19 protein-coding genes are annotated in these 22,789 nt (G+C 67.0%); 9 read left to right on the top strand and 10 right to left on the bottom strand.

The window, feature by feature from the left end:
* Positions 1 to 32 precede the first annotated feature (32 nt).
* Both G370_RS0115760 and G370_RS1000000121095 read left to right on the top strand, forming a co-directional pair.
* Complete coding sequence (locus G370_RS0115760; protein ID WP_019661468.1) at positions 33 to 1,232, top strand: acyltransferase family protein; 1,200 nt, start codon at positions 33 to 35, stop codon at positions 1,230 to 1,232.
* 324 nt (positions 1,233 to 1,556) lie between these two features.
* The gene (locus tag G370_RS1000000121095; protein ID WP_019661467.1) at positions 1,557 to 2,714 is read left to right on the top strand and encodes a hypothetical protein; all 1,158 of its coding nucleotides are present in this window, start codon (positions 1,557 to 1,559) and stop codon (positions 2,712 to 2,714) included.
* Positions 2,715 to 2,824: 110 nt separating this feature from the next.
* Here G370_RS1000000121095 and G370_RS0115750 read toward each other — a convergent pair whose 3' ends face one another.
* Together G370_RS0115750 and recJ are read right to left on the bottom strand one after the other, a co-directional pair.
* On the bottom strand, positions 2,825 to 5,737 hold the full coding sequence (locus tag G370_RS0115750; RefSeq protein ID WP_019661466.1) for a VIT domain-containing protein: 2,913 nt from the start codon (positions 5,735 to 5,737) through the stop codon (positions 2,825 to 2,827).
* A gap of 159 nt (positions 5,738 to 5,896) precedes the next feature.
* Positions 5,897 to 7,654 carry a single-stranded-DNA-specific exonuclease RecJ gene (recJ, locus tag G370_RS0115745; protein WP_026347192.1) on the bottom strand — a complete coding sequence of 586 codons (1,758 nt, stop codon included), beginning with the start codon at positions 7,652 to 7,654 and terminating at the stop codon, positions 5,897 to 5,899.
* A 158-nt stretch (positions 7,655 to 7,812) separates the two neighbouring features.
* Here recJ and G370_RS0115740 point away from each other — a divergent pair, with 158 nt between their 5' ends.
* Entirely contained in the window at positions 7,813 to 8,853 is a 1,041-nt protein-coding gene (locus G370_RS0115740; protein ID WP_019661464.1) for a DUF1176 domain-containing protein, read from the top strand.
* 112 nt (positions 8,854 to 8,965) lie between these two features.
* Here the strand turns inward: G370_RS0115740 and G370_RS0115735 are convergent, their stop codons facing one another.
* From G370_RS0115735 to dapB, 5 genes are all read right to left on the bottom strand, one after another.
* Positions 8,966 to 9,883, bottom strand: coding sequence for a hypothetical protein (locus tag G370_RS0115735; protein WP_019661463.1), 918 nt, complete (start codon positions 9,881 to 9,883; stop codon positions 8,966 to 8,968).
* A 4-nt stretch (positions 9,884 to 9,887) separates the two neighbouring features.
* Entirely contained in the window at positions 9,888 to 10,352 is a 465-nt protein-coding gene (gene greA, locus G370_RS0115730; RefSeq protein WP_026347191.1) for a transcription elongation factor GreA, read from the bottom strand.
* A gap of 8 nt (positions 10,353 to 10,360) precedes the next feature.
* The gene (gene carB, locus G370_RS0115725) at positions 10,361 to 13,603 is read right to left on the bottom strand and encodes a carbamoyl-phosphate synthase large subunit (protein ID WP_019661462.1); all 3,243 of its coding nucleotides are present in this window, start codon (positions 13,601 to 13,603) and stop codon (positions 10,361 to 10,363) included.
* Between the two features lie 148 nt (positions 13,604 to 13,751).
* Entirely contained in the window at positions 13,752 to 14,879 is a 1,128-nt protein-coding gene (carA, locus tag G370_RS0115715) for a glutamine-hydrolyzing carbamoyl-phosphate synthase small subunit (protein ID WP_026347190.1), read from the bottom strand.
* A gap of 288 nt (positions 14,880 to 15,167) precedes the next feature.
* The gene (gene dapB, locus G370_RS0115710; protein ID WP_026347189.1) at positions 15,168 to 15,896 is read right to left on the bottom strand and encodes a 4-hydroxy-tetrahydrodipicolinate reductase; all 729 of its coding nucleotides are present in this window, start codon (positions 15,894 to 15,896) and stop codon (positions 15,168 to 15,170) included.
* A 217-nt stretch (positions 15,897 to 16,113) separates the two neighbouring features.
* Between dapB and G370_RS0115705 the strand changes: the two genes are divergently transcribed.
* Positions 16,114 to 16,575: a DUF4304 domain-containing protein gene (locus G370_RS0115705; protein ID WP_019661458.1), complete on the top strand. Its 462-nt coding sequence runs from the start codon at positions 16,114 to 16,116 to the stop codon at positions 16,573 to 16,575.
* A gap of 87 nt (positions 16,576 to 16,662) precedes the next feature.
* Here G370_RS0115705 and G370_RS0115700 read toward each other — a convergent pair whose 3' ends face one another.
* The 3 genes from G370_RS0115700 to G370_RS0115690 are packed head-to-tail and all read right to left on the bottom strand — an operon-like array spanning position 16,663 to position 19,027.
* Positions 16,663 to 16,911 (bottom strand): DUF6587 family protein, encoded by a 249-nt coding sequence (locus G370_RS0115700; RefSeq protein ID WP_019661457.1) that lies wholly within the window; start codon positions 16,909 to 16,911, stop codon positions 16,663 to 16,665.
* Positions 16,911 to 18,776 (bottom strand): ferrous iron transporter B, encoded by a 1,866-nt coding sequence (feoB, locus tag G370_RS0115695; protein ID WP_019661456.1) that lies wholly within the window; start codon positions 18,774 to 18,776, stop codon positions 16,911 to 16,913. Before feoB ends, G370_RS0115700 begins: the two co-directional genes overlap by 1 nt.
* Positions 18,773 to 19,027 carry a FeoA family protein gene (locus tag G370_RS0115690; protein ID WP_019661455.1) on the bottom strand — a complete coding sequence of 85 codons (255 nt, stop codon included), beginning with the start codon at positions 19,025 to 19,027 and terminating at the stop codon, positions 18,773 to 18,775. The genes feoB and G370_RS0115690 overlap by 4 nt, the downstream gene beginning before the upstream one ends.
* 119 nt (positions 19,028 to 19,146) lie before the next feature.
* Between G370_RS0115690 and G370_RS0115685 the strand changes: the two genes are divergently transcribed.
* The 5 genes from G370_RS0115685 (at position 19,147) to yeiP (ending at position 22,720) form a co-directional block, all read left to right on the top strand.
* Positions 19,147 to 19,935, top strand: coding sequence for an enoyl-CoA hydratase-related protein (locus tag G370_RS0115685; RefSeq protein WP_019661454.1), 789 nt, complete (start codon positions 19,147 to 19,149; stop codon positions 19,933 to 19,935).
* 2 nt (positions 19,936 to 19,937) lie between these two features.
* Complete coding sequence (locus G370_RS0115680) at positions 19,938 to 20,339, top strand: VOC family protein (protein WP_019661453.1); 402 nt, start codon at positions 19,938 to 19,940, stop codon at positions 20,337 to 20,339.
* Entirely contained in the window at positions 20,336 to 21,232 is an 897-nt protein-coding gene (locus tag G370_RS0115675) for a hydroxymethylglutaryl-CoA lyase (RefSeq protein ID WP_019661452.1), read from the top strand. The genes G370_RS0115680 and G370_RS0115675 overlap by 4 nt, the downstream gene beginning before the upstream one ends.
* A gap of 101 nt (positions 21,233 to 21,333) precedes the next feature.
* Positions 21,334 to 22,104: an SDR family oxidoreductase gene (locus G370_RS0115670; RefSeq protein WP_014646983.1), complete on the top strand. Its 771-nt coding sequence runs from the start codon at positions 21,334 to 21,336 to the stop codon at positions 22,102 to 22,104.
* A 49-nt stretch (positions 22,105 to 22,153) separates the two neighbouring features.
* A complete protein-coding gene (yeiP, locus tag G370_RS0115665; protein WP_005409468.1) occupies positions 22,154 to 22,720 on the top strand; it encodes an elongation factor P-like protein YeiP in 567 nt (188 codons plus the stop codon).
* Positions 22,721 to 22,789 lie beyond the last annotated feature (69 nt).

Raw genomic sequence — 22,789 nt, 5'->3', positions numbered from 1 at the left:
ACCTTGGCTCGACTCTCCGGCACACCATCACCATGACCCGACGCTACGACATCGACGCCCTGCGCGTGTTCGCCTTCGCCCTGCTGATCCTCTACCACACCGCCATGGCCTACGTGGACGACTGGGGCTTTCACCTCAAGAGCGTGCATACCGCCGAATGGCTGCAGTGGCCGATGCTGTTCGTCAACCGCTGGCGGATGTCGCTGCTGTTCCTGATCTCGGGTATCGCCATCGCGCTGATGCGGCCGGAAGGCAGGTTGCTGCGCTTCGCCGGCCTGCGCACCTGGCGGCTGCTGCTGCCGCTGCTGTTCGGCATGTTCGTGATCGTGCCGATCCAGCCCTATTGCGAAGGCGTGGCCAACGGCCACGTGGCACCCGGCTTCGGCCACTTCCTGCTGCGCTACTGGCAGGTGCGGCCGTGGCCGGAAGGCAGCTTCGCCGGCTGGCAGTACGGCATCACCTGGAACCACCTGTGGTACCTGGCCTATCTTTGGAACTACACGCTGGCCTTGGCCCTGTTGATGCCATTGCTGGGAACGGCGGTGGTTCGCCGCGCGATGGCGCTCTGCGCAGCATCGCCGATGCTGCTGATCGGCCTTCCGTCCACCCTGTTGCTGGCCTGGGTGATCTGGCTGGAGCCGATCTACCCGTCCACCAATGCCCTGCTCGGCGACTGGTACCAGCACGCGAAGTACGCGACGGTGTTCCTGGCCGGCTACCTGCTGGGTCGTGAACCGGTGTTCTGGGAGCGCGTGGTCGCCCTGCGCCGCACCACGCTATGGCTGGCGCTGGCTGCCGTCGGCTGGTATCTGGGGTTGCGCATCCTCGGTCAGGTACTGCCCGCCGATTCCCCGCTGCGGCAATGGCCCGAACCGTTCTGGGACCTGCAGGGCCGGGCCAGCCAGTCGCTTTACGTATGGACCGCGCTGCTGGCCATCCTCGGCTGGGGAAAGGTCTTCCTCGATCGCCCGTTCCGCTGGCTGCCGTACTGCACCGAAGCCATCTATCCGTGGTACATGCTGCACCAGAGCCTGATCATCGCCCTGCTGTTCTGGCTCAAGCCACTTCAGTTGGGCTGGTGGATGGAACCGGCCCTGCTGCTGGCCGGTACTGTCGGCGGCTGCCTGCTGATCCACGAACTGCTGATCCGACGCGTGCGTTGGCTGCGGCCGCTGTTCGGCCTGCGTGCGAATCCGCCAGCGTGGCCGGTTGCACACGCTGCGCGGTTGTAGAGCCGAGTCCACGCTCGGCTGCTTCTGCCCTGAGCCGAGCATGGGCTCGGCTCTACACGTCCACCGGCCGGCAATCCACTTCTGGCTGGCCGCTACTGATGGCACTGTCACGGACGCACCAGCGCCGGCGCATTTTGGCTGACGTGCTGGCTGGCTGATAGACCAGCATCGATGCTGGGGACTCCACACGGGACCTCGTACGGGCAACGGATACGCAGCATGTTCATGGCATTTGCAACTATTCGCATTGGAAGCTCAACAGCGCCCTGCCAGTGTAGGAAGTCGCCTTTTCGACGGAAGGCACTTTTTGCCGGGAGCGCTGCAATGGATCAATCCGACATCAATCTGCTGGTCGCCTTTGTTAACTCGGAAGAAGCTGCGCTTGCTGAGGAATGTCAAGGCGACATTTACCCGAGCTATCACTACCAACTCGGAGCACTTGCACCGAAAGCAGGTCGCCACTTGTCTGGGGATCTGCTGCAACGTTTCTACTTCCACTGGCTGCGCGTGGGTGACTGGAAGGTCGCCGGACTCCCTGAGAGAGACTTTCCCACCCTTGTTGCAGCCTATCTGGAACTCACAAAGCTCCCGATGGGCTACGGCACGCGCCCACCCAGCCGAAGCCTCGAGCACCTGTTCTGCTTCGGCTTCAATGAGCATGGCGAGCTGCCAAGTGGCACGGTTGCAAATGCAGCCGACCTGAAACAGCGCACCCATCTGGTGGAGCATTGCAGGAAGTACCAATCGTTCCATGCCCAGCGAGAGAAGGTCGAAAAATTCCTTCCATTCCGCTCGTCGGCCCCGATCATTCTCGAAGCCGGCCGATCCCTGCAACACGATATCAAGGAAATGGGGCCAATCCTCTATTGGGGCATGGCACTCATTGCACAACTCAATGAGGACACGCGCATCCCGATGGCACATGACCTGATGGTCAGGAAGTGGTCTGGAGACGGAGATCGAAACCACGCGCTCTCCGTGCTTTACCTGACTGCCCAAGCCGCCCGACCACACTGCGCGGAGAACAGCGAGTACGTCGCTCTTTGTGAAAATCTGGCGCAACTGCATGACATGCGGATCATGGCGGGGGACGCTGTCCAGCTGGTGCAGCGCCAGGGTTGGCGTGTGCAGAACATCCGAGACTGGAGCGCCAGAATCACCCTCTATCAGGACGGCGAGTACAGCAGCGAGAGCGGACATCCTCGGATCAGCCTGACCCTCAACAGTTGGCCTGACAGCCCTTGGTCAATCAACCTGACCTCGGGTGATGGCTCCTACGTCGCCTACCGGGACAGACCCACCAGCAACGACTTCCAACTGCCGCCAATCATCGGCGCCACGCTTGATCACTTTCCCGAATGGGTCAAGCAGATAAATACAAGCCTGGGTATCAATTTGGTTCCAGGCACGGATTCGGTTGCGTCTGCCCACAAGAATCGCACGCTGGCCAGACAACTAGACGCTTGGATGCGCGCAGACTAGCAGTGTAGAGCCGAGCCCACGCTCGGCTGCTTCTGCCATGAGCCGAGCGCAGGCTCGGCTCTACATTGAGGCAGTCGAGCAAGCTCGACTCCACAAGGGCGTCCGAGTGATCAACGCACCTCGAACTCGCCCACCAGCACGGTTTCGGCGCGGTCCTTCAACCGCATCGTGACCATCTGGTCCTTCTGCTTCGACGTGCCCCAGTGGGTGGTCAGGCGCAGCATCAGCGTCGTCGCCCCGGTCACCAGCTGCTGGCGGCTGCCGAAGTAGTTCGCCTCCACCTTGTACTTGCCCGGCTTGGCATTGCGTAGCGAGAACTGCTCGGGACCATAGCCGCCGGTGAAGTCCTGCGACATCTGCCCGCCCTGGTAGGTCAGGCGGTTGCCGTAGTAGGCGCGCTCGCCGTTCGGGTCGGTCACCCACAGGTCCATGTCGCTGTTGTCGGCATCCCACGACAGCACCACCCGCAGGTCCAGCGGCATCGCCTGCAGCAGGCGCGGGTCGATGGCCGAGGTATCCAGCCGCGGCGTGCTGCGTGCCACCAGGTTGGTCAGCTCATCCAGTGCGATCAGGGCGATGCCATCGAAGCGGCTGTCCCACGGCCGCACCACCACCTGGTACAGCGGCGCAAGCGCCTGCTGCGGCTTGCCGGCCGCTGCCAGCGCCAGGCCCAGGTCGCGGAAGCTCTGCGGCTCTTCCTGGCCCATCGCCAGCACCTGCTCGAACACCGGCACCGCCAGTGCGGGCGCGTCGGCCTGCATCAGCCGGTAACCAAGCACGCGCAGCAGGTGCCGGTTGTCCAGGTCCATCTCGGCCAGGTTCGACAGCACCCGCAGTGCCAGCTCGCGCTGGCCCTGCTCCAGCAGCAGGTCGGCCACATCGAGGAAGAAGGCGCTGCTGTCGGCGTGGGCATCGCGCTCGGCCAGATAGCGGTCGTAGAGTTGCGACGGCGGGCCCTGGCGCAGGCGCCGGGCGATGGCCGAGTCCGGCTGCCAGGCCGCCAGCTGGATGCCGAGTTGGCCGTCGTTGGCGGCAGCGGGCGCAGCGACACGGCCACCAGTGACCGTGATTGAATCGAGGGCCATGTTCGATGCAGGTGCTGAGCGACGCGCACGCGCGCTGCTGGCTTCCATGCGCTGCTCGGCGGCGGCGGCCATCGGTGCCGGGGCGGGCGGTGCCGCGGGGGGCGGCGCGGCGAGCGTCGCCACCGGCGCCGATTCCATCGCGTAGTCCGCGGAGGCCACTTCCAGTGCCCCACCCTTCACGTGCGGCGGCGCTCCCTTCGGCCAACTGCGGTTCCACCACTGCTGCCGCTCCTTCCAGCGTGCCGCCAGCTCATCCAGGCGCTGGCGATCAGCAGCGGCGCGGTCTGTCACCTGCCGTGCGAACCGCGCGTCGTAGTCCGCGCGCAGCTTGCCGGACGGACGGATGGCATAACGCAGGTAATCCTCCAGCGTCTCCAGCACGATCAACGAGGTGTCCGGCCCGACCAGGCCAAACTGCTGCGACAGGCGCTGCATGGCCTCACGGTTGCCGCGGCGGTCGACGGCCAGTTGGTGCAGGCGCGCCTGCGCCCACAGGCCGGCCAGCAGTTCGCCGTCATCGCTTTTCTGCGTGGCCGGCAGCGCCTGCCATTCGCCGCCACCCACGCGCACCCGCATCGGCACGCCGTCAGCTGCCAGTCGTGCATGCAGCCACAGCCAACCCTGGGCTTCACTGCGACGGTCGATGACCACGTCCTGCACGCCGCGCCCTGCATCGACCTGCACATCCAACGGCGACGCCAGCAGCGCATGCGCGGCCGCGTCGACATCCTTGCCCAGCGCGACGAAACGGCCGCCATGCGCCTCACTCCAACCCCGCAGTCGCACGGCATCGGTGCGCGCGCCGGCGCTGCTGACCGCAAACAGGCGTTGATCCGGCGCCATCGCCGGCAGCTGTTCCGGCCCATAGGTCAGCAGGCCATCACTGACCAGCAGGTATTCCCTCACGCTCGATCGCGGCTGCCACTGGGCCAGCGCGCTGGCACCGTCCGGGCGCACGGCCTGCAGGGCTGCGCGCAGCTCGCTCCAGTTGCCGGCGCGGATACGGAATCGACGCACCGGCTCGGCGCGATCCCGCAGCACGGTCAAGGCCACGGTGCCGTCACCCATCGCAGCGAAGTAGCGATCCAGCAGGGCAAGCTCACGCGAGCGATCGCGCTGTCCCGCCGAACCGGAGCCGTCCCACAGCAGGCCGATCTCGCTGGGCAACGTGCGCGGCGTGCTGCTGGCCGCCACCGGCAGCTGTGCCAACAGGTAGTGTCCATCCTGCCAGGGCGCCACCTGCACCTGCGCCTGACGTGCTGCCGGCAGGTTCCACTGCAGCTGCTGCGGCAACTGCGCGCCCTTGCCCTGCCACAGCAGCTGGCCCGCGCTGATGCGGAAGGGCGCCGTACCCGCGGTGGCCGTACCGGGGGCCTGCAGTTTCAGTTCAACCGAGGCTGCACCGGCGGCGAACTGCAGCGGCAGCGTCCACTGCCAGCCTTGGCCGGCAAAGGCCAGCGGTTCGCGGATCACCAGCTGCACGCGCCGGCTACCGCTGGCCGGCAGCGGGTAGATGCGCAGGCGGAACTGATTGCCGGCGGTCTGTTCCAGCAGGGCCGGGTCGACGCCGCGGCGGGCGATCTCCTCGAACACCTGGCGACCGCGGTCCTTGGGCACCGGCACCGCGTCACGCATCTCGCCGTTGATATCCAGCGCGAAGCCGGTGATCTGCTGGCCCTCGGCCAGCGGGAACTGCAGCTCGCCCTCCAGCACGCGCCGGTTCGGGTTGTGGAACTCCAGCGTGATCCGGGTCTGGGCGACGCCGGCCTGCACTTCGCCTTCGATGCGGGCTTGTCGTAATTGAACCGGCTGCTCAGCCGCCGGCGCGATCAGCAGCGGCGTGGCGGACTGCGGCCGGGAGATCGTCGGCGACTGTGCGCCAACGGGCCAAGCCGCAAGGGCCAACAACAACACAGTGCAGCAACGGGCGAAGACCATGACCGGACTCCAGTGGGATCGTGGATCGTTGAACGCACCAGCAACCGTAATGGGGTTGGCGCCCCCCCCCAAAAAGGGGACGGAGGGGATTAAGTCGCAATTGGCATACAAGGCAAAAGCGGCTTAATCCCCTCCGTCCCCTTTTTCCGTCCCCTTTTTCTATGCAGGCAGGCAGTGCTCCACGATCAGCTGGATGGCGCTGCCGCCACGGTAGTCATCGCAGGCCAGCCGGTAGGCCAGGTGGACGTGACGTGATGGCGCGTTGCCGTGCCAGCCGCCGAAATGGATGGCGTTGATCGTGCCGGGTACGCCGGGCAGGCGCAGTTCCAGCTTCAGGTGACGCTCCTTCAGCACGCGCCAGTTGGTCACTTCGAAGTGGCCGTCGAACAGTGGCTCGGGGAAACCCTGGCCCCACGGCCCGGCCAGGCGCAACGCATCGGCGTGGCGATGGTCCAGCTCGTCCGCGGCCAGCTCGCCGTCACTGAGCACCTGCTGCTGCAGTGCCGCCGGATCGAGCATCTCCAGCACCACCGCGACGAAGGCGGCCTTGAAGTCATCGACGTGGTCACGCCGCAGGCTGAGGCCGGCCGCCATGGCGTGGCCACCGAAGCGTTCGATCAGGCCCGGGTGGCGCGCATCGACCAGCGCCAGGGCGTCACGGATGTGCAGGCCGGGAATGGAGCGCGCCGAGCCTCGCAGGGTGTCGGCGCCGGGTTCGGCCGGGGCGAAGGCGATCACCGGGCGATGCAGGCGATCCTTCATCTTCGATGCGACCAGGCCGACCACACCCGGATGCCAGTCAGCATCGAACAGGCAGGCCGCCACCGGTCGCTGACCGGCCATGTCCAGCACCACCCGGGTCAACGCCTGCTCGGCGTCATCGGTCATCGACTGCTGCACGGCGCGCCGTTCCGAATTGATCTGCTCCAGCGTCTGCGCGATCTCGCGCGCCTGGCGCGGGTCTTCGGTCAGCAGCAGCGCGATGCCCAGCGCCATGTCTTCCAGCCGGCCCGCGGCATTCAGGCGCGGGCCGAGCGCGAAGCCGATGTCGGTGGCCGTCAGCCGCGCGGCATCACGGCCGCTGGCTTCGATCAGCGCACGCAGGCCAACACAGCCCTGTCCCGCGCGCAGACGCCGCAGGCCCGCGCTGACCAGTGCCCGGTTGTTCGGATCCAGCGCCACCAGGTCGGCAACGGTCCCGACCGCCACCAGGTCCAGCAGCGTGGTCAGGTCCGGGCCCTTGCCATCCGCAAAGACACCTGCCTCGCGCATGTGCCGGCGCAGCGCCATCAGCACGTAGAAGATCACGCCGACGCCTGCCAGCGATTTGCTCGGGAACGCATCACCGTCCAGATTCGGATCGACGATGACATCGGCCGGCGGCAGCTGCGGCCCGGGAAGGTGATGGTCGGTGACCAGCACCTGCCAGCCGCGTGCCTTGGCCGCGGTCACGCCCGCATGGCAGGCGATGCCGTGATCGACCGTGACCAGCAGGTCCGGTTGCAGCGCGGCCAGCTCTTCCACCAGCGACGGTGACAGGCCATAGCCATGCACCATGCGGTTCGGCACCGCGTGGAAGACGTGTTGCGCGCCGAGCATGCACAGGCCACGCACGCCGACCGCACAGGCGGTGGCGCCATCGCAATCGAAATCGCCGACCACCAGTATGCGCTTGTCGTTGGCGATGGCTTCGATCAGCAGGCCCACTGCATCATCGATACCGGTCAGCAGCTCGGGCGCGTGTAGGCTGCCCAGTTTCGGCAGCGCCAGCTCTGGCGTTCCCGCACCACGGCTGGCATAGAGTCGGGCCAGCAATGGCAGCGTGCCCTCTGGCCAGCTGCCGGGCACGACCGCATCGCGGCGGCGGATCAGCGGTGTATCAGAGGGCGGCTGCGCAGCATCGGCGGCAAGGGACATCGGCATCGCCGGTTACGAAAGACCCGCACATCATAACTTGCACCGCTCCCCCGGTCGGCTGCCGCTGCTGACGAGGCAACTTGGCTCTTCGGCCAGCAGCATTTGGATTTCACGACCGCATCTTCCATGCTTGCCTGCCCTGGAACGGACTTCCATCCATGACCCGCACCCTGCTGACCGCGCTGATGGCACTCACCGTGGCCCCGGCCGCCCACTCCGCCACGCCTGAGCCCAGGCCCGGGGTCGAATTCGAACACAACGACTGGTCGCTGGCCTGTGACAACACCCGCACCTGCCGCGCCGCCGGCTACAGTCCGGAACAACCCGGCAACCTGCTCAGCCTGATGCTTGAGCGCGCCGGCGGCCCGGGTGCGAAGGTGATCGCGCGGCTGCGCAATGGCGAGGATGGCGAAAGCCCGACGCCGACCGGGGCACTGCGCCTGCGCCTGAACGGCAAGGACCTGGGCCCGGTGCGCGACACCGGCGACGGGGACAAAGTGTTGTTACAGCAGGCACAGACCGATGCACTGGTCGCCGCACTGCCGCGCCAGGCACGCATCGAGATCATCGACGGCAAGGGCAAGGCCTGGCCGATCTCCGACAGCGGTGCAGCAGCCGTACTGCTGAAGATGGACGAGGCCCAGGGCCGGCTGGGAACGCCCGGTGCGCTGGTACGGCGTGGCGACAAACCCGAAGCAAGCGTGCCTGCGGCGTTGCCGGTGCCAGTGATCGTGCGCGGCACGCTGGTGGCATCGCGCGCCTCGGACGCGGCACTGGCCAAGGCACCGGGCCTGCGCAAGGCGCTGATCGCCAGCCTGCCGAAGCCGGATGAGTGCGGCCGCCTGAGCGATGGCGGGACAGATGAAATCGAGATCCAGCGACTGGACGCCCAACATGTGCTGGCAAGCACCAGCTGCTTCGTGGGTGCCTACAACTTCAGCAGCAGCTACTGGGTAGTGCAGGACAAGCCGCCGTACGAAGCACGCTTCGTCACGTCCGATGCAGAAGACTTCGATCGCGACGACGCTACGTTGAGCGGTCGCTTCCGTGGGCGCGGCGTCGGTGACTGCTTCTCCGGCCACGACTGGGCTTGGGATGGCGCGCGATTCGTGAAGAGCAGCGAGTTCACCACCGGGCAGTGCCGGGGCGTTGCGGGTGGGCACTGGACACTGCCGACGGTGGTCAGCGAGGTCCGTTGAGGCGCCGCTACCTGCGATAGTGCCGCCCGCTGGCCGGCAACTCCGGCAAACCCTGGGGGTCAGCGCCGTTTCCGATGGAAAACGGATCCGACCCCGCTCGGCCGAGCCCCGATCAGTCGTGAAGCTGGCGCGGCTTCTTCCAAAACTGCCAGCGCTGTCCGCGATCCAGCTGGAACTGCAGGCCGTCCTCGAAATCCAGCACCAGCCGCTGCAGCTCGCCGCGCTTCAGCGCGGCCAGCAGCGGACGGATCGCATCGTTGCCGAGCTGCTGCAGGGAACGCAGCTGGCGCAGGTCGACCAGTGCATCCACCGCCTGCTCGCCATCGACGGCTACGCCAGCCGCCAGGGCCAGGCCCTGCAACAGGGCATCGCGGCTGCGCACCTGTGCGTGCGGTGTGCTGACCGACACCGGCATCACGCCACCGCCCCAGAACCACAGCGAATTGATCGGCTGTTGCCCCTGCGCGGCGCGCTGCTGGTTCCAGGAATGGTTGTGCAGCAGCACCTGCGCCTCGGTCATCAGCGCCCGCCAGCGACGGCCGCCCTCGCCCTCCGGCAGATGCGAGAACAGGTCATCGCCCAGCACCTCGTCCGGACTGTCGAAGTCCGGCAGGGCCAGGTCGATCGGCAGGCGCAGGTACCAGCGCGACGGGTCCGGTGCGTCGAGCACGAATCCGGCATCGGCGAACAACGGCTGCAGCACCGGCAGCAGGGCCAGGCTGTCGGCCAGCGTCGGCCGCAGCGTTTCGCCGTAGGCCATCATCCGCGCGCCATGCATGTCCGGCACCATGCAGGCCGGATCGGCACGCAACCAGCTGGCGCCGGCCGCATCGCCGACGTCGCGCTGGCGGGTCAACGCGGCCACCGGCCAGTGCGGCGCGGCAACCGCAAAATGGCGCGTCAGCTGCGCGCGTTCGCCCGGCGCGACCTGCACGGTCGTGGCACGGCCGAGCGCACGTGCCACATCGTCCGGCAACGCAGCCGCGGCAAAGCGGCTGCGGGCCGGCAACAGCAGGGTCGCCGTTGCCACCGTGTCAGTCCACGTAGCTGACGCTGACGATCTCGTACTCGCGTTGGCCAGCCGGGGCGTCGATCACGATCGAATCACCTTCCAGCTTGCCGATCATCGCGCGCGCCACCGGCGAGGAAATCGCGATCAGGCCCAGCTTGATGTCCGCTTCCAGGTCACCGACGATCTGGTACTTCTTCTCTTCGTCGGTTTCCACGTCGGCCAGCGTCACGCTGGCGCCGAACACCACCTTGGAGCCGGCGTTGAGCTTGCTCACGTCGATGATCTCGGCGTGCGACAGCTCGCCTTCCAGCTGCTTGATGCGGCCTTCGATGAAGCCCTGTTCCTCGCGCGCGGCGTGGTACTCGGCGTTCTCCTTCAGGTCGCCATGCTCACGCGCTTCGGCGATGGCGGCGATCACCTTCGGGCGCTTGACCGACTTCAGGTGATCCAGTTCGTCGCGCAGCTTCTGCGCGCCCTTCATCGTGATGGGGGCTCTCATGCATTCAACTCCTTGTGCAGCTCCTGCAGCGACCAGACGGGGCCGGTGCCGCGGAATTCCAGTGAATCCACCAGCGCCTTGGCGCCGGCAATTGTGGTCGAGTAGGTGACGCGATGCTGCAGCGCCTCGCGACGGATCGAGAACGAGTCGTTGATCGCCGAACGACCTTCGGTCGTGTTGACGATGTAGACGATCTCGCCGTTCTTGATCGAGTCGACGATGTGCGGACGGCCTTCGACCACCTTGTTGATGATCTCGCAGTCCATGCCGTGCTGCTGCAGCCACGCGGCAGTGCCACGGGTCGCGACCAGGCTGTAGCCACGCGCCAGCAGCGCCTTGGCCACCGGCAGCACGCGCTTCTTGTCCGGATCGCGGACCGAAACGAAGGCCTTGCCGACCGGCGGTGCCTTGATGCCACCGGCTTCCTGCGCACGCGCGAAGGCGGCGTTGAAGCTGCGGCCCACGCCCATCACCTCACCGGTGGAGCGCATCTCCGGCCCGAGGATCGGGTCGACGCCCTGGAACTTGGCGAACGGGAAGATCGCTTCCTTCACCGAGTAGTAGTCCGGTACGATTTCCTTGGTCGCGCCCTGCTCGGCCAGGCTCTTGCCGGCCATGCAGCGCGCGGCGATCTTGGCCAGCGGCATGCCGGTGGCCTTGGACACGAACGGCACGGTGCGCGAGGCACGTGGGTTCACTTCCAGCAGGTAGATGGTGTCGGCACCCTCGTCGCTGGTCTGGATCGCGAACTGGGTGTTCATCAGGCCGACCACGTTCAGGGCCTTGGCCAGCTCCACCACCTGGCGGCGCAGCTCGGCCTGGGTTTCAGCCGACAGCGAGTACGGCGGCAGCGAGCACGAGGAATCGCCCGAGTGCACGCCGGCTTCTTCGATGTGCTCCATCACGCCGCCGATCAGGACGTTGCCCTGGGCATCGGCAATGATGTCGACGTCGCACTCCACGGCGTTGTCGAGGAAGCGGTCCAGCAGCACCGGCGAATCGTTGGACACCTTCACCGCGTCGCGCACGTAGCGGGCCAGGTCGGCTTCGCCGTAGACGATTTCCATCGCACGGCCGCCCAGCACGTAGCTCGGGCGCACCACCAGCGGGTAGCCGATCTCGCGGGCCAGCAGCAGGGCTTCCTGGTCGTTGCGGGCGATGCGGTTCGGCGGCTGCTTCAGGCCCAGCTTGTCGACCAGCTGCTGGAAGCGCTCGCGGTCTTCGGCCAGGTCGATCGAGTCCGGGCTGGTGCCGATCACCGGCACGCCATTGGCCTCCAGCGCGCGCGCCAGCTTCAGCGGGGTCTGGCCGCCGTACTGCACGATCACGCCCTTCGGCTGCTCCAGTTCGACGATTTCCAGCACGTCTTCCAGGGTCAGCGGTTCGAAGTACAGGCGGTCGGAGGTGTCATAGTCGGTCGACACGGTTTCCGGGTTGCAGTTGACCATGATGGTTTCATAGCCATCCTCGCGCAGCGCCAGTGCCGCGTGCACGCAGCAGTAGTCGAACTCGATGCCCTGGCCGATGCGGTTCGGGCCACCACCCAGGATCATGATCTTGTCGCGGTTGCTCGGCGCGGCCTCGCACTCGTCCTCGTAGGTCGAGTACAGGTAGGCGGTACCGGTGGAGAACTCGCCGGCGCAGGAGTCCACGCGCTTGTAGACCGGGCGCACCTTGTGCGCACGACGCAGCGCGCGGATGGCGGCTTCATTGGTGCCGGTCAGCTGCGCCAGGCGCGCATCGGAGAAGCCAGCGCGCTTCAGCTTGCGCAGGCGTGCGGCGTCCAGCGCGTCGATGCCACCGGCAGCGACTTCGCCTTCTGCAGCGATGATTTCCTCGATCTGGTCCAGGAACCAGTGGTCGATGAACGACAGTGCGTAGATCTCTTCCACGCTCATGCCGGCGCGGAACGCGTCGGCGACGAAGAACAGGCGCTCCGGGCCCGGCGCCTTCAACTCGCGGCGCAGGGTCTGCAGGTCGTCTTCGTTGGCCAGGTCCAGGCCGGTCGGGTCGAAGCCGACCTTGCCGGTTTCCAGGCCACGCAGGGCCTTCTGCACCGACTCCTGGAAGGTACGGCCCATCGCCATCACCTCGCCGACCGACTTCATCTGGGTGGTCAGGCGAGCGTCGGCGGCCGGGAACTTCTCGAAGGCGAAACGCGGGATCTTGGTGACGACGTAGTCGATCGACGGCTCGAACGAGGCCGGGGTCAGGCCACCGGTGATTTCGTTCTTCAGTTCGTCCAGGGTGTAACCCACGGCCAGCTTGGCGGCGACCTTGGCGATCGGGAAGCCGGTGGCCTTGGACGCCAGCGCCGAGGAACGCGACACGCGCGGGTTCATCTCGATGACGACCACGCGGCCGGTCTTCGGGTTGATGCCGAACTGCACGTTCGAGCCACCGGTATCGACGCCGATCTTGCGCAGCACGGCGATGGAGGCATCGCGCAGGCGCTGATACTCCTTGTCGGTCAGGGTCTGCGCCGGCGCCACGGTGATCGAGTCACCGGTGTGCACGCCCATCGGGTCCAGGTTTTCGATCGAGCAGACGATGATGCAGTTGTCCGCAGTGTCGCGGACCACTTCCATCTCGAACTCCTTCCAGCCCAGCACCGACTCTTCCACCAGCACCTCGGTGGTTGGCGACAGTTCCAGGCCGCGGCTGACGATCTCGACCAGCTCTTCGCGGTTGTAGGCAATGCCGCCACCGCTGCCGCCCAGGGTGAAGCTGGGGCGGATGATGGTCGGGTAGCCGACGCGGGTCTGGATCTCCAGCGCTTCGTCCAGGGTGTGGGCGACGGCGGCGGTCGGGCATTCCAGGCCGATCTCACCCATGGCCACGCGGAACAGCTCGCGGTCTTCGGCCATGCGGATCGCTTCGCGCTTGGCGCCGATCAGTTCGACGTTGTACTTCTCCAGCACACCGTTGTCGGCCAGGTCCAGCGCGCAGTTCAGCGCGGTCTGGCCACCCATGGTCGGCAGCAGCGCATCGGGCTTTTCCTTGGCGATGATCTTCTCGACCGTCTGCCAGTTGATCGGCTCGATGTAGACGGCGTCGGCCATCTCCGGGTCGGTCATGATCGTGGCCGGGTTGCTGTTGACCAGCACCACGCGGTAACCCTCGTCACGCAGGGCCTTGCAGGCCTGGGCACCGGAGTAGTCGAACTCGCAGGCCTGGCCGATGACGATCGGGCCAGCACCGATGATGAGGATGGTCTTGAGGTCAGTGCGCTTGGGCATTTTCTTCTCTAAGTCAGTACAGCGTGACAAGGGGGGTGATCGCACGCTGTCGATCAGGAATCTTGATCCGCAGCGCCGCGCCAGGGGCAGCAGCGATGCGGGGTTTACGGTCCATCGCGACGCCACCGGCAGGCCGGCGGCGTACTGATCACGCCTTGGCCTGCTCCATCAGCGCCACGAAGCGGTCGAACAGCGGACCGACATCGTGCGGGCCCGGGGATGCTTCCGGATGGCCCTGGAACGAGAACGCCGGCACGTCGGTGCGGGCCACGCCCTGGTTGGTGCCGTCGAACAGCGAACGGTGGGTCACGCGCAGGGTCGGCGGCAGGGTTGCTTCATCGATCGCAAAACCGTGGTTCTGCGAGGTGATCATCACCCGGCCACTGTCCAGGTCCTGCACCGGGTGGTTGGCACCGTGGTGGCCATGGCCCATCTTCATGGTCTGCGCGCCAGAGGCCAGGCCGAGCAGCTGGTGGCCCAGGCAGATGCCGAAGGTCGGGATCTTCACGTCGATGAAGGCCTTGATCGCGTCGATGGCGTAGTCGCACGGTTCCGGGTCGCCCGGGCCATTGGACAGGAACACGCCGTCCGGCTTCAGTGCCAGCACTTCGGCGGCCGGGGTCTGCGCCGGCACCACGGTCACTTCGCAGCCGCGCTCGGCCAGCATGCGCAGGATGTTGGTCTTCACGCCGAAGTCGTAGGCCACGACCTTGAACCGGGCCGGCACGCTGACGAAAGCATTGGCATCCAGGTCCAGCTGGCCCTCGGTCCAGGTGTAGGTCTTCTCGGTAGTGACGACCTTGGCCAGATCCATGCCCTTCAGGCCCGGGAACTTGCGGGCGGCTTCCAGTGCCTTTTCCACGTCGATGTCGCCGGCCATCAGCGCACCATTCTGCGCGCCCTTCTCGCGCAGGATGCGGGTCAGCTTGCGGGTGTCGATGCCGGCGATGGCGACGACGCCCCGCTGGATCAGCCAGTCCTGCAGCGACAGCTGGCTGCGCCAGTTGCTGGGACGGCGCGGGACGTCGCGCACGATCAGACCGGCCGACCATACCTTGGACGCTTCATCGTCCTGGTCGGTCATGCCGGTGTTGCCGATATGCGGATAGGTCAACGTGACCATCTGCCGGGCGTAGGACGGGTCGGTCAATACTTCCTGATAGCCGGTCATGGCGGTGTTGAACACCACTTCACCGACGGACAGGCCGGGCGCGCCTACGGATTCGCCCTCGAATACGGTGCCGTCTTCGAGGACGAGGATTGCGGCTTGGGTCACGGGAATCTCACTTTGGCTACCGAGGGGGCTGCCGAAGTCACGCCTGCGCTTCACGGAAATCCGGTTGCAAAAAAGCGCGGACGTACGGTCTGGGACCGGTCCGGCTTTCGTGATTCGGCGAGTGCGAATTGTAGCGCTGCCGGGGCGCTCGCGCCAGCGGTTATCGCGCTTCATGAACAGGCGATTGCGCATTCATTTCAATCCGGCGGCGTATGCGGCGCCCGCTGGTAGCGCCGGGCCATGCCCGGCGAACCGACACCGACGCCGGGCACGGCCCGGCGCTACCGGTTAACGCGGCCCGTCCAGTAGATCCCGCACCCGGTAGCTGCCCGGAGCCCGGCCCTGCAGCTGGCGGGCGGCGAACAGCGCGCCGCGGGCGAAGATGTCGCGGTTGGTGGCCCGGTGCACCAGCTCGATGCGCTCGCCCAGCCCGGTGAACTGCACCAGATGCTCACCTACGATGTCGCCAGCACGCAGGCTCGCGTAGTGCGGCTCCGCTCCGCCGCGCTGCGCGGCCGCGCCCAGGGTTAGCGCGGTGCCTGACGGTGCGTCCTTCTTCTGCGTGTGGTGCGATTCGACGATATCGCAGTCCCAGCCGGCCAGCGCCTGCGCGGCGCGCTCCACCAGCTCGTCCAGCACCGCCACGCCCAGGCTGAAGTTCGACGCCCAGACCAACGGGATCTTCGCCGCTGCTGCATCCAGCGCCTGCCGCTGCGTGCCGGAGATGCCGGTGGTACCCGACACCAGCCCCGCGCCGCGTTCCACGCACAACGCCAGCATCGGGTCGAAACCCTCCGGCAGGCTGAAGTCGATCGCCACGTCGAACACCGGCGCGCCGGGCAGTTCGCTGGCACCGAAGAACGGCACGCCGTCGACCACGCGCTGCGCCGGCGCACGGCCGGCCACTGCGGCCACGATCTGAAGGGTTTCGGGATGTTCGGCGGCCAGCCGCAGCAGGGCCTGGCCCATGCGCCCGGAGGCGCCGTGAATGAGCAATCGCAGGGGAGTCTGGTTCATGCCTGCAGGCTAGCGGCAGCACGCCTGCTCCGGCAAGCGCCGTCACTGCGACGCTGGGTGACCTTCCGCGCAATGGATGCTCGTTCCTCCCTGGGTACGCCTCTCTTGACTGCACCAGGCGGAGCGCATGCGACACCGTAGATGTCGCGTTTACCACTGGACGCAGAAACGCGGCCACTCAAGGCTGTGGTCCCCTCTTCCGGCCCAGGCAACGCCCATGAAATCCGCGACCGTCTTCAGCAAGTGCGCCAGGAAGACCGGCTATGCCGGGACCACGACCACCCGCTACCGCTTGCTGGATGACGCCCTGCTTGTCGTGAATCACCAACGCGCCAGCGAAAGCCGCGGTTTCTATGTGAATGCCGGACTCTACTTTCCAGAGTTGCTCGTGCACCCCCTCACGCCCGACGATCTTGAAACGGCTTTCAGGTACCGCTCCAGCATCCCCACGCCGCATGTCGACTGGCGTATCGAAGAGACGCCAGGCCTGCGCCGGGCTTTCACCCAGCAGGATCTTCATGACCTGCTCGATGCTGGCGATCGCAACGCGATGAAGCGCCTGCTGCTCAATGCCCTTGCCGACGTGGCGGGCTTCGCAGCGACCCATGGAAATCGCGCCTCGGTACGGCGGATGCAGCAGGAGGGACGCTTTCGCGCGATCATCCGCAAAGAGGTCTGAACCCCGGAAAGCGTGCAAACCAAGGTTCGCACCCACAGGCCGAAAGTTCGCACCCGCCGCACAGCCGCCGTCGAGCATGGCTCGACGCTACTTCTTGTTGGTCGGCCCGCAACTGTCGCAACCGCCACAGGCACCGCCACCTCCGCTGGCAGGCGGCGCGATCTTCCGCCCCAGCGCCTGCGCCCAGGCCGCGCGGCCCGGCTTCAGCAGAGCCAGCGCCAAGGCACCGCGCAGCGTGCGCACCGTGCCGGGGAACTGCTTCTTCAGCACCACCCAGGCGCTGACCAGCACGGCCACCGCGATGATCAGGTACTGGATCAGCAGCCCGGTATCCATCAGCCACCTCCCAGCGCCTTGGTCACCTGGTAGGTGATCAGCGCCGCCACGTAAGCTGCGGCGAACAGGTAGAACGCGGCAAAGCCCATCTGCTTCCACGAGTTGGTCTCGCGCTTGATGGTGGCCAGCGTCGAGATGCACATCGGTGCGTAGATGTACCAGACCAGCAGCGACAGGGCCGTGGCCAGCGACCAGCCATCGCTGATCAACGGGGTCAGTGCCTGGCTGGCCGCATCGTCATCCGCCGCCGACAGCGCATACACCGTCGCCAGCGACGACACCGCCACCTCACGCGCGGCCAGGCCCGGGATCAGCGCGATGCAGATCTGCCAGTTGAAGCCCAGCGGTGCGAAGAACACCGCCATCGCATGGCCGATCTGGCCGGCGTAGCTATAGTCGATGGCCGGCATCGTGGCGCCCGCCGGCGCCGCTGGGAACGACAGCAGCACCCACAGCAGGATGGTCAGCGCCAGGATGATGCCGCCGACGCGCTTGAGGAAGATCATGCCGCGCTCGTACAGCCCCACCGCCAGGTCGCGCGCATGCGGCAGCCGGTACGACGGAAGCTCCAGCATCAGCGGATGCTCGCTCTTGTCGCGGCGCCACTTCTTCATGATCCACGACATCGCCAGCGCACTGAGGATGCCGGCGACGTACAGGCCGAACAGCACCAGGCCCTGCTGGTTGAACACGCCCCACACGGTCTTCTGCGGAATGAACGCACCGATCAGCAGCGCGTACACCGGCAGGCGCGCCGAACAGGTCATCAGCGGTGCGACCAGGATGGTGGCCAGGCGGTCACGCGGGTCCTGGATGCTGCGCGTGGACATGATGCCCGGCACCGCGCAGGCGAAGCTGGACAGCAGCGGGATGAACGAGCGGCCAGACAGGCCGGCAGCGGCCATCATGCGGTCGAGCAGGAACGCCGCGCGCGGCAGGTAGCCGGATTCCTCCAGCACCAGGATGAAGAAGAACAGGATCAGGATCTGCGGCAGGAACACGACCACGCCACCGACACCGGCGATGATGCCGTCGGTCAGCAGGCTGGCCAGCGGACCCTCCGGCAACACGCTGCCAACGAGAGTACCGAGCCAGGCGAAGCCAGCCTCGATGCCATCCATCAACGGCGTCGCCCAGGCATACACCGCCTGGAAGATCAGGAACATCACCACCGCAAGGCTGATCAGCCCGAACACCGGGTGCAGCAGCCAGCGGTCCAGCGCGTCGTCGATCTTCGCGGTTCGCGCCGGCATGCGCACGGCGACCGAAAGGATCTCGCGCACCTTGGCGTGGTAGTCGATGCCACCTTCCGGGCCCGGCACCGGCGCATCCAGGTGCGGCACCATCGCATCGAGGCGCTCGACCAAGGCCTTGGCGCCCTGCTTGCGCACCGCCACGGTCTCCACCACCGGCACGCCCAGCTCGCGTTCCAGCGCGGCCACATCCACCTGGATGCCGCGGCGTTGTGCGGCGTCGACCATGTTCAGCGCGACCACCATCGGCTTGCCCAGCTCACGCAGCTCCAGCGCGAAGCGCAGGTGCAGGCGCAGGTTGGTGGCGTCGATCACGCACAGCAGCACGTCCGGCGCGGCTTCGCCCGGGTAGAAGCCCCGGCACAGGTCGCGGGTGATCGCCTCGTCCAGGCTGGCCGGATGCAGGCTGTAGGCGCCCGGCAGATCAAGCACCGCGAATTCACGGCCGGACGGCGCACGCAGGCGGCCCTCCTTGCGCTCTACGGTGACGCCGGTGTAGTTGGCGACCTTCTGCCGACTGCCGGTCAGCTGGTTGAACAGCGCGGTCTTGCCGCTGTTGGGGTTGCCGACCAGCGCAATGCGCAGCGGGGCGGTGGCAGCGGAAGCGCTCATGCGCGTCGCTCCTGGCGGTTGGCGTCTACCACGACGCGCTTGGCCTCACTGATCCGCAGCGCGAACCGGGTGAACCCGACCTGCACCAGCAGCGGCTCGCCCCCCACCGGACCTTTGGCCACCAGGCGCACTTCCTCGCCATTGACGAAACCCAGCTCGCGCAGGCGACGGGCGATGGCATCGTTGGCGTGCAGGTCCTGCACGGACTCGACCACGGCCGAGATGTGCAGCGGCAGTTCGGACAGCGTCATCTAGCGTGTTCTCTGCTGGATGTAAATGGTTCTCGATTCTAACATTCCCGCGTCGCGTCATGGCCCATGACCAATGGCCCGCTATGATCCATACAGGTATGGAGTGACCCTGGAATCCCATGAACGATGCTTTGCAGATCGAGCGCCGCGGCGCCGTCATCACCCTCTGGCTGAACCGGCCGGAACTGCACAATGCCTTCGACGCCAGCCTGATCGCCCGGCTGACCGCCGCGCTGGAGGCCGCCGGACGGGACGATTCGATCCGGGCCGTGGTGGTGGCCGGCCATGGCGCCTCCTTCTCGGCCGGCGCCGACATGCAGTGGATGCGCGGCATGGCTGCGGCCAGCGAAGCCGATAACCGCGAGGACTCGCTGGCCCTGGCCCGGCTGATGCGCACCCTGGACGAGCTGCCCAAGCCGACCCTGGCACGGGTCCACGGCGCGGCCTTCGGCGGCGGTGTCGGCCTGGTCGCCTGCTGCGACATCGCCATCGCCAGCACCGCGGCCCGCTTCGGCCTGACCGAAAGCCGCCTGGGCCTGCTGCCGGCGGTGATCTCCCCCTATGTGATCGAGGCCATCGGCCCACGCCAGGCCCGTCGATGGTTCGCCACCGGCGAGCACTTCGATGCCGAGACCGCACTGCGGATCGGCCTGGTCCACCAGCTGGTCGAACCCGAGCGCCTGGACGAGGCGTTGGAACGCCAGCTGGCCCTGCTCGACAAGGCAGGCCCGATCGCCTCGTCCACCGCCAAGCAGCTGGTGCGGCAGGTCCGGGACAGCCATGACCGCGACACCCTGGATCGCGATAATGCCGCCCTGATCGCGCGCCTGCGGGTGTCCGCCGAGGGCCAGGAGGGCCTGGGCGCCTTCCTAGACAAGCGCGCCCCCCATTGGGTCACGGAAGCCTGAACATGCTCGATCATCTTGGTTTGACCAGCGCCGACCTGGCGCGCAGCAAGGCCTTCTTCCTGCAGGCACTGGCGCCACTGCAGATCGGCGTGGTGATGGAAGTGAGCGCCGAACTGACCGGCGACCACGACCACGTCGGCTTCGGCAGCGACGGCAAGCCGTTCTTCTGGCTCGGCAATGGCGGCACCGCCAGCCACGGCGTGCACGTGGCCTTCGCCTGCGCCAGCCGCGCGCAGGTGGACGCCTTCCACGCCGCCGCCCTCACCGCCGGTGGCCGCGACAACGGCGCGCCGGGCCTGCGCCCGTGGTACCACCCGGATTACTACGCCGCCTTCGTGCTCGACCCGGACGGCAACAACATCGAAGCGGTCTGCCATCGCCCCGTCGGCGAGGTGGCTGCATGAGCGACTACGTCCGCATCGTCGAGGTCGGCCCGCGTGACGGCCTGCAGAACGAAAAGCAGTCGGTGTCCACCGCCGACAAGATCGAACTGATCAACCGCCTGTCGGCCACCGGCCTGCGCAGCATCGAGGCGACCAGTTTCGTCAGCCCGAAGTGGATTCCGCAGCTGGCCGATGCCGCCGAAGTCTACGCCGGCATCCAGCGCCGCCCGGGCATCCACTACCCGGTACTGGTGCCGAACGAACAGGGCTACGACCGCGCCCGCGCGGTGGGCGTGGAGGAAGTGGCGGTGTTCACTGCCGCGTCCGAGGCGTTCAACCGAACCAACACCAATGCCGGCATCGACGAGTCGCTGGCCCGGTTCGAGCCGATCCTCCGCCGCGCCGCCGCCGATGGCGTGCGCGTGCGTGGCTACGTCTCCACCGTGCTCGGTTGCCCCTACCAGGGCGAGGTGCCGCTGGCCGACGTGGTGCGCGTGGCGCGCGCGCTGCACCAGATGGGCTGTTACGAAATCTCGCTGGGCGACACCATTGGCGTCGGCACCCCGCGCAAGGCACGGGCGATGCTGCAGGCGGTGGCGGCCGAGATTCCGATGGAAGCATTGGCCGTGCACTTCCACGACACGTACGGCCAGGCCATCGCCAACATCGCCTCCTGCCTGGAAGAAGGCGTGCGCGTGGTCGACAGTGCCGTCTCCGGGGCCGGTGGCTGCCCGTATGCCAAGGGTGCCAGCGGCAACGTCGCCAGCGAAGACGTGGTCTACCTGCTGCGGGGCCTGGGCCTGGAGAGCGGCGTGGACCTGCCGGCACTGGCCGAGACCGGCCGCTGGCTGGCCGGCCTGCTCGGCCGCGCCACCGCCAGCCGCACCGGCCAGGCGCTCGCAGCGACCGGCTGAGCACCCCGCTGCGCCGCTCCCGCTCGGGCGGCGCAGCGCACAACGGCGACGGTCGCCGCTTCCGTTAGAATCGGCGGTTCTCGAACCTGCAGGACCGTGCAATGCAGCTGTCTTCCGTACGTGCCGTGATCACTGGCGGCGTCTCCGGCCTCGGCCTGGCCGTGGCCCAGCACCTCGTCGCCCAGGGCGGCAAGGTGGCTCTGTTCGACCTCAACGACGACAAGGGTGCAGCTGCCGTTGCCGGGCTGGGTGCCGACAAGGCCCGCTATTTCAATGTCAACGTCAGCGATGAGGCGGCCGTGGCTGCAGCCATCGACCAGGCCCACGATTTCCTCGGCGGCCTGAACGTGGCGATGAACTGCGCCGGCATCCTCGGTGCCGGTCGCGTGCTCGGCAAGGAAGGCCCGATGCCGCTGGCCGGCTTCCAGGGCACGGTGATGGTCAACCTGGTCGGCAGCTTCAACGTCGCCAAGGCCGCGGCCAACCGCATGCAGCACAACGACGCCGGCGAAGACGGCGAGCGCGGCGTGATCATCAACACCGCCAGCATCGCTGCCTATGAAGGACAGATCGGCCAGGCCGCGTATGCGGCCAGCAAGGGCGGCGTGGTGTCGATGACGCTGCCGATGGCGCGCGAACTGTCGCGCTTCGGCATCCGCGTCAATACGATTGCTCCTGGCGTGTTCTGGACGCCGATGGTCGATGGCATGCCCGAAGCCGTGCAGCAGTCGCTGGCCGCCTCGATCCCGTTCCCGTCGCGCCTGGGCAAGCCGGAAGACTTCGCCAGTCTGGTCGGCTTCATTCTCGGCAACACCTACCTCAACGGCGAGACCATCCGCCTGGACGGCGCTACCCGCCTCGCTCCGAAGTGATTCCCCCCGGGCGCCGGGACGGCGCCCTCCCCCAACGACCTAGATCACCATGAAAGCCAACGACATCAAGAAGGGCAACGTCGTCGAGTACAACAACGGCGTGTACCAGATCCGCGACATCGAGCGCAGCTCGCCGCAGGGTCGCGGCGGCAACGTCCGCTTCCGCTTCATCATGTACAGCGTGCCGGGCGGCAACAAGCTCGACGCCAGCTTCGATGCCGACGACAACCTGGTCGAGGTCGAACTGCTGCGCCGCCAGTCCACCTATTCGTACAAGGACGGCGATGCCTTCGTCTTCCTCGATGACGAGGACTACACCCCGTACACCCTGGATGCGGACGTGATCGGCGACGACGCCGGTTACATCACCGACGGCCTGACCGGCATCTACGTGCAGGTGATCGACGAGCAGCCGGTGGCGATCCAGCTGCCGGCCTCCGTGGTGCTGGAGGTGATCGAGACGCCGCCGGAACTGAAGGGTGGCACCGCCACCAAGCGCCCGAAGCCGGCCAAGCTCAACACCGGCATCGAAATCATGGTGCCCGAGTACATCGTCAATGGCGAACGCGTGCTGGTGAACACCGCCACGGGCGAATTCGCCGGCCGTGCCGACTAAGCGCCTCGCGCTGATCGGCTGCCTGTTCCTGCCTGCGGCGTGTTCGCCGCAGGCAGCGGACGGATCATC

The sequence above is a fragment of the Stenotrophomonas hibiscicola ATCC 19867 genome (genome assembly GCF_000382065.1).
GTDB classification, from domain to species: Bacteria; Pseudomonadota; Gammaproteobacteria; order Xanthomonadales; family Xanthomonadaceae; genus Stenotrophomonas; species Stenotrophomonas hibiscicola.
The sequence above is the reverse complement of the archived record's forward strand: the minus strand, read 5'-3'. Positions and strand labels throughout refer to the sequence as shown.

What these genes read in the sequence shown, in the direction of transcription:
- yeiP (WP_005409468.1), top strand. Translation starts at nt 22,154, where the DNA reads ATGAAAGCCAACGACATCAAGAAGGGCAACGTCGTCGAGTACAACAAC.
- G370_RS0115670 (WP_014646983.1), top strand. Translation starts at nt 21,334, where the DNA reads ATGCAGCTGTCTTCCGTACGTGCCGTGATCACTGGCGGCGTCTCCGGC.
- feoB (WP_019661456.1), bottom strand. Translation starts at nt 18,776, where the DNA reads ATGAGCGCTTCCGCTGCCACCGCCCCGCTGCGCATTGCGCTGGTCGGC.
- G370_RS0115750 (WP_019661466.1), bottom strand. Translation starts at nt 5,737, where the DNA reads ATGGTCTTCGCCCGTTGCTGCACTGTGTTGTTGTTGGCCCTTGCGGCT.
- G370_RS0115690 (WP_019661455.1), bottom strand. Translation starts at nt 19,027, where the DNA reads ATGACGCTGTCCGAACTGCCGCTGCACATCTCGGCCGTGGTCGAGTCC.
- G370_RS0115705 (WP_019661458.1), top strand. Translation starts at nt 16,114, where the DNA reads ATGAAATCCGCGACCGTCTTCAGCAAGTGCGCCAGGAAGACCGGCTAT.
- recJ (WP_026347192.1), bottom strand. Translation starts at nt 7,654, where the DNA reads ATGTCCCTTGCCGCCGATGCTGCGCAGCCGCCCTCTGATACACCGCTG.
- carB (WP_019661462.1), bottom strand. Translation starts at nt 13,603, where the DNA reads ATGCCCAAGCGCACTGACCTCAAGACCATCCTCATCATCGGTGCTGGC.
- dapB (WP_026347189.1), bottom strand. Translation starts at nt 15,896, where the DNA reads ATGAACCAGACTCCCCTGCGATTGCTCATTCACGGCGCCTCCGGGCGC.
- G370_RS0115675 (WP_019661452.1), top strand. Translation starts at nt 20,336, where the DNA reads ATGAGCGACTACGTCCGCATCGTCGAGGTCGGCCCGCGTGACGGCCTG.
- G370_RS0115680 (WP_019661453.1), top strand. Translation starts at nt 19,938, where the DNA reads ATGCTCGATCATCTTGGTTTGACCAGCGCCGACCTGGCGCGCAGCAAG.
- G370_RS1000000121095 (WP_019661467.1), top strand. Translation starts at nt 1,557, where the DNA reads ATGGATCAATCCGACATCAATCTGCTGGTCGCCTTTGTTAACTCGGAA.
- G370_RS0115760 (WP_019661468.1), top strand. Translation starts at nt 33, where the DNA reads ATGACCCGACGCTACGACATCGACGCCCTGCGCGTGTTCGCCTTCGCC.
- G370_RS0115700 (WP_019661457.1), bottom strand. Translation starts at nt 16,911, where the DNA reads ATGGATACCGGGCTGCTGATCCAGTACCTGATCATCGCGGTGGCCGTG.
- G370_RS0115740 (WP_019661464.1), top strand. Translation starts at nt 7,813, where the DNA reads ATGACCCGCACCCTGCTGACCGCGCTGATGGCACTCACCGTGGCCCCG.
- G370_RS0115685 (WP_019661454.1), top strand. Translation starts at nt 19,147, where the DNA reads ATGAACGATGCTTTGCAGATCGAGCGCCGCGGCGCCGTCATCACCCTC.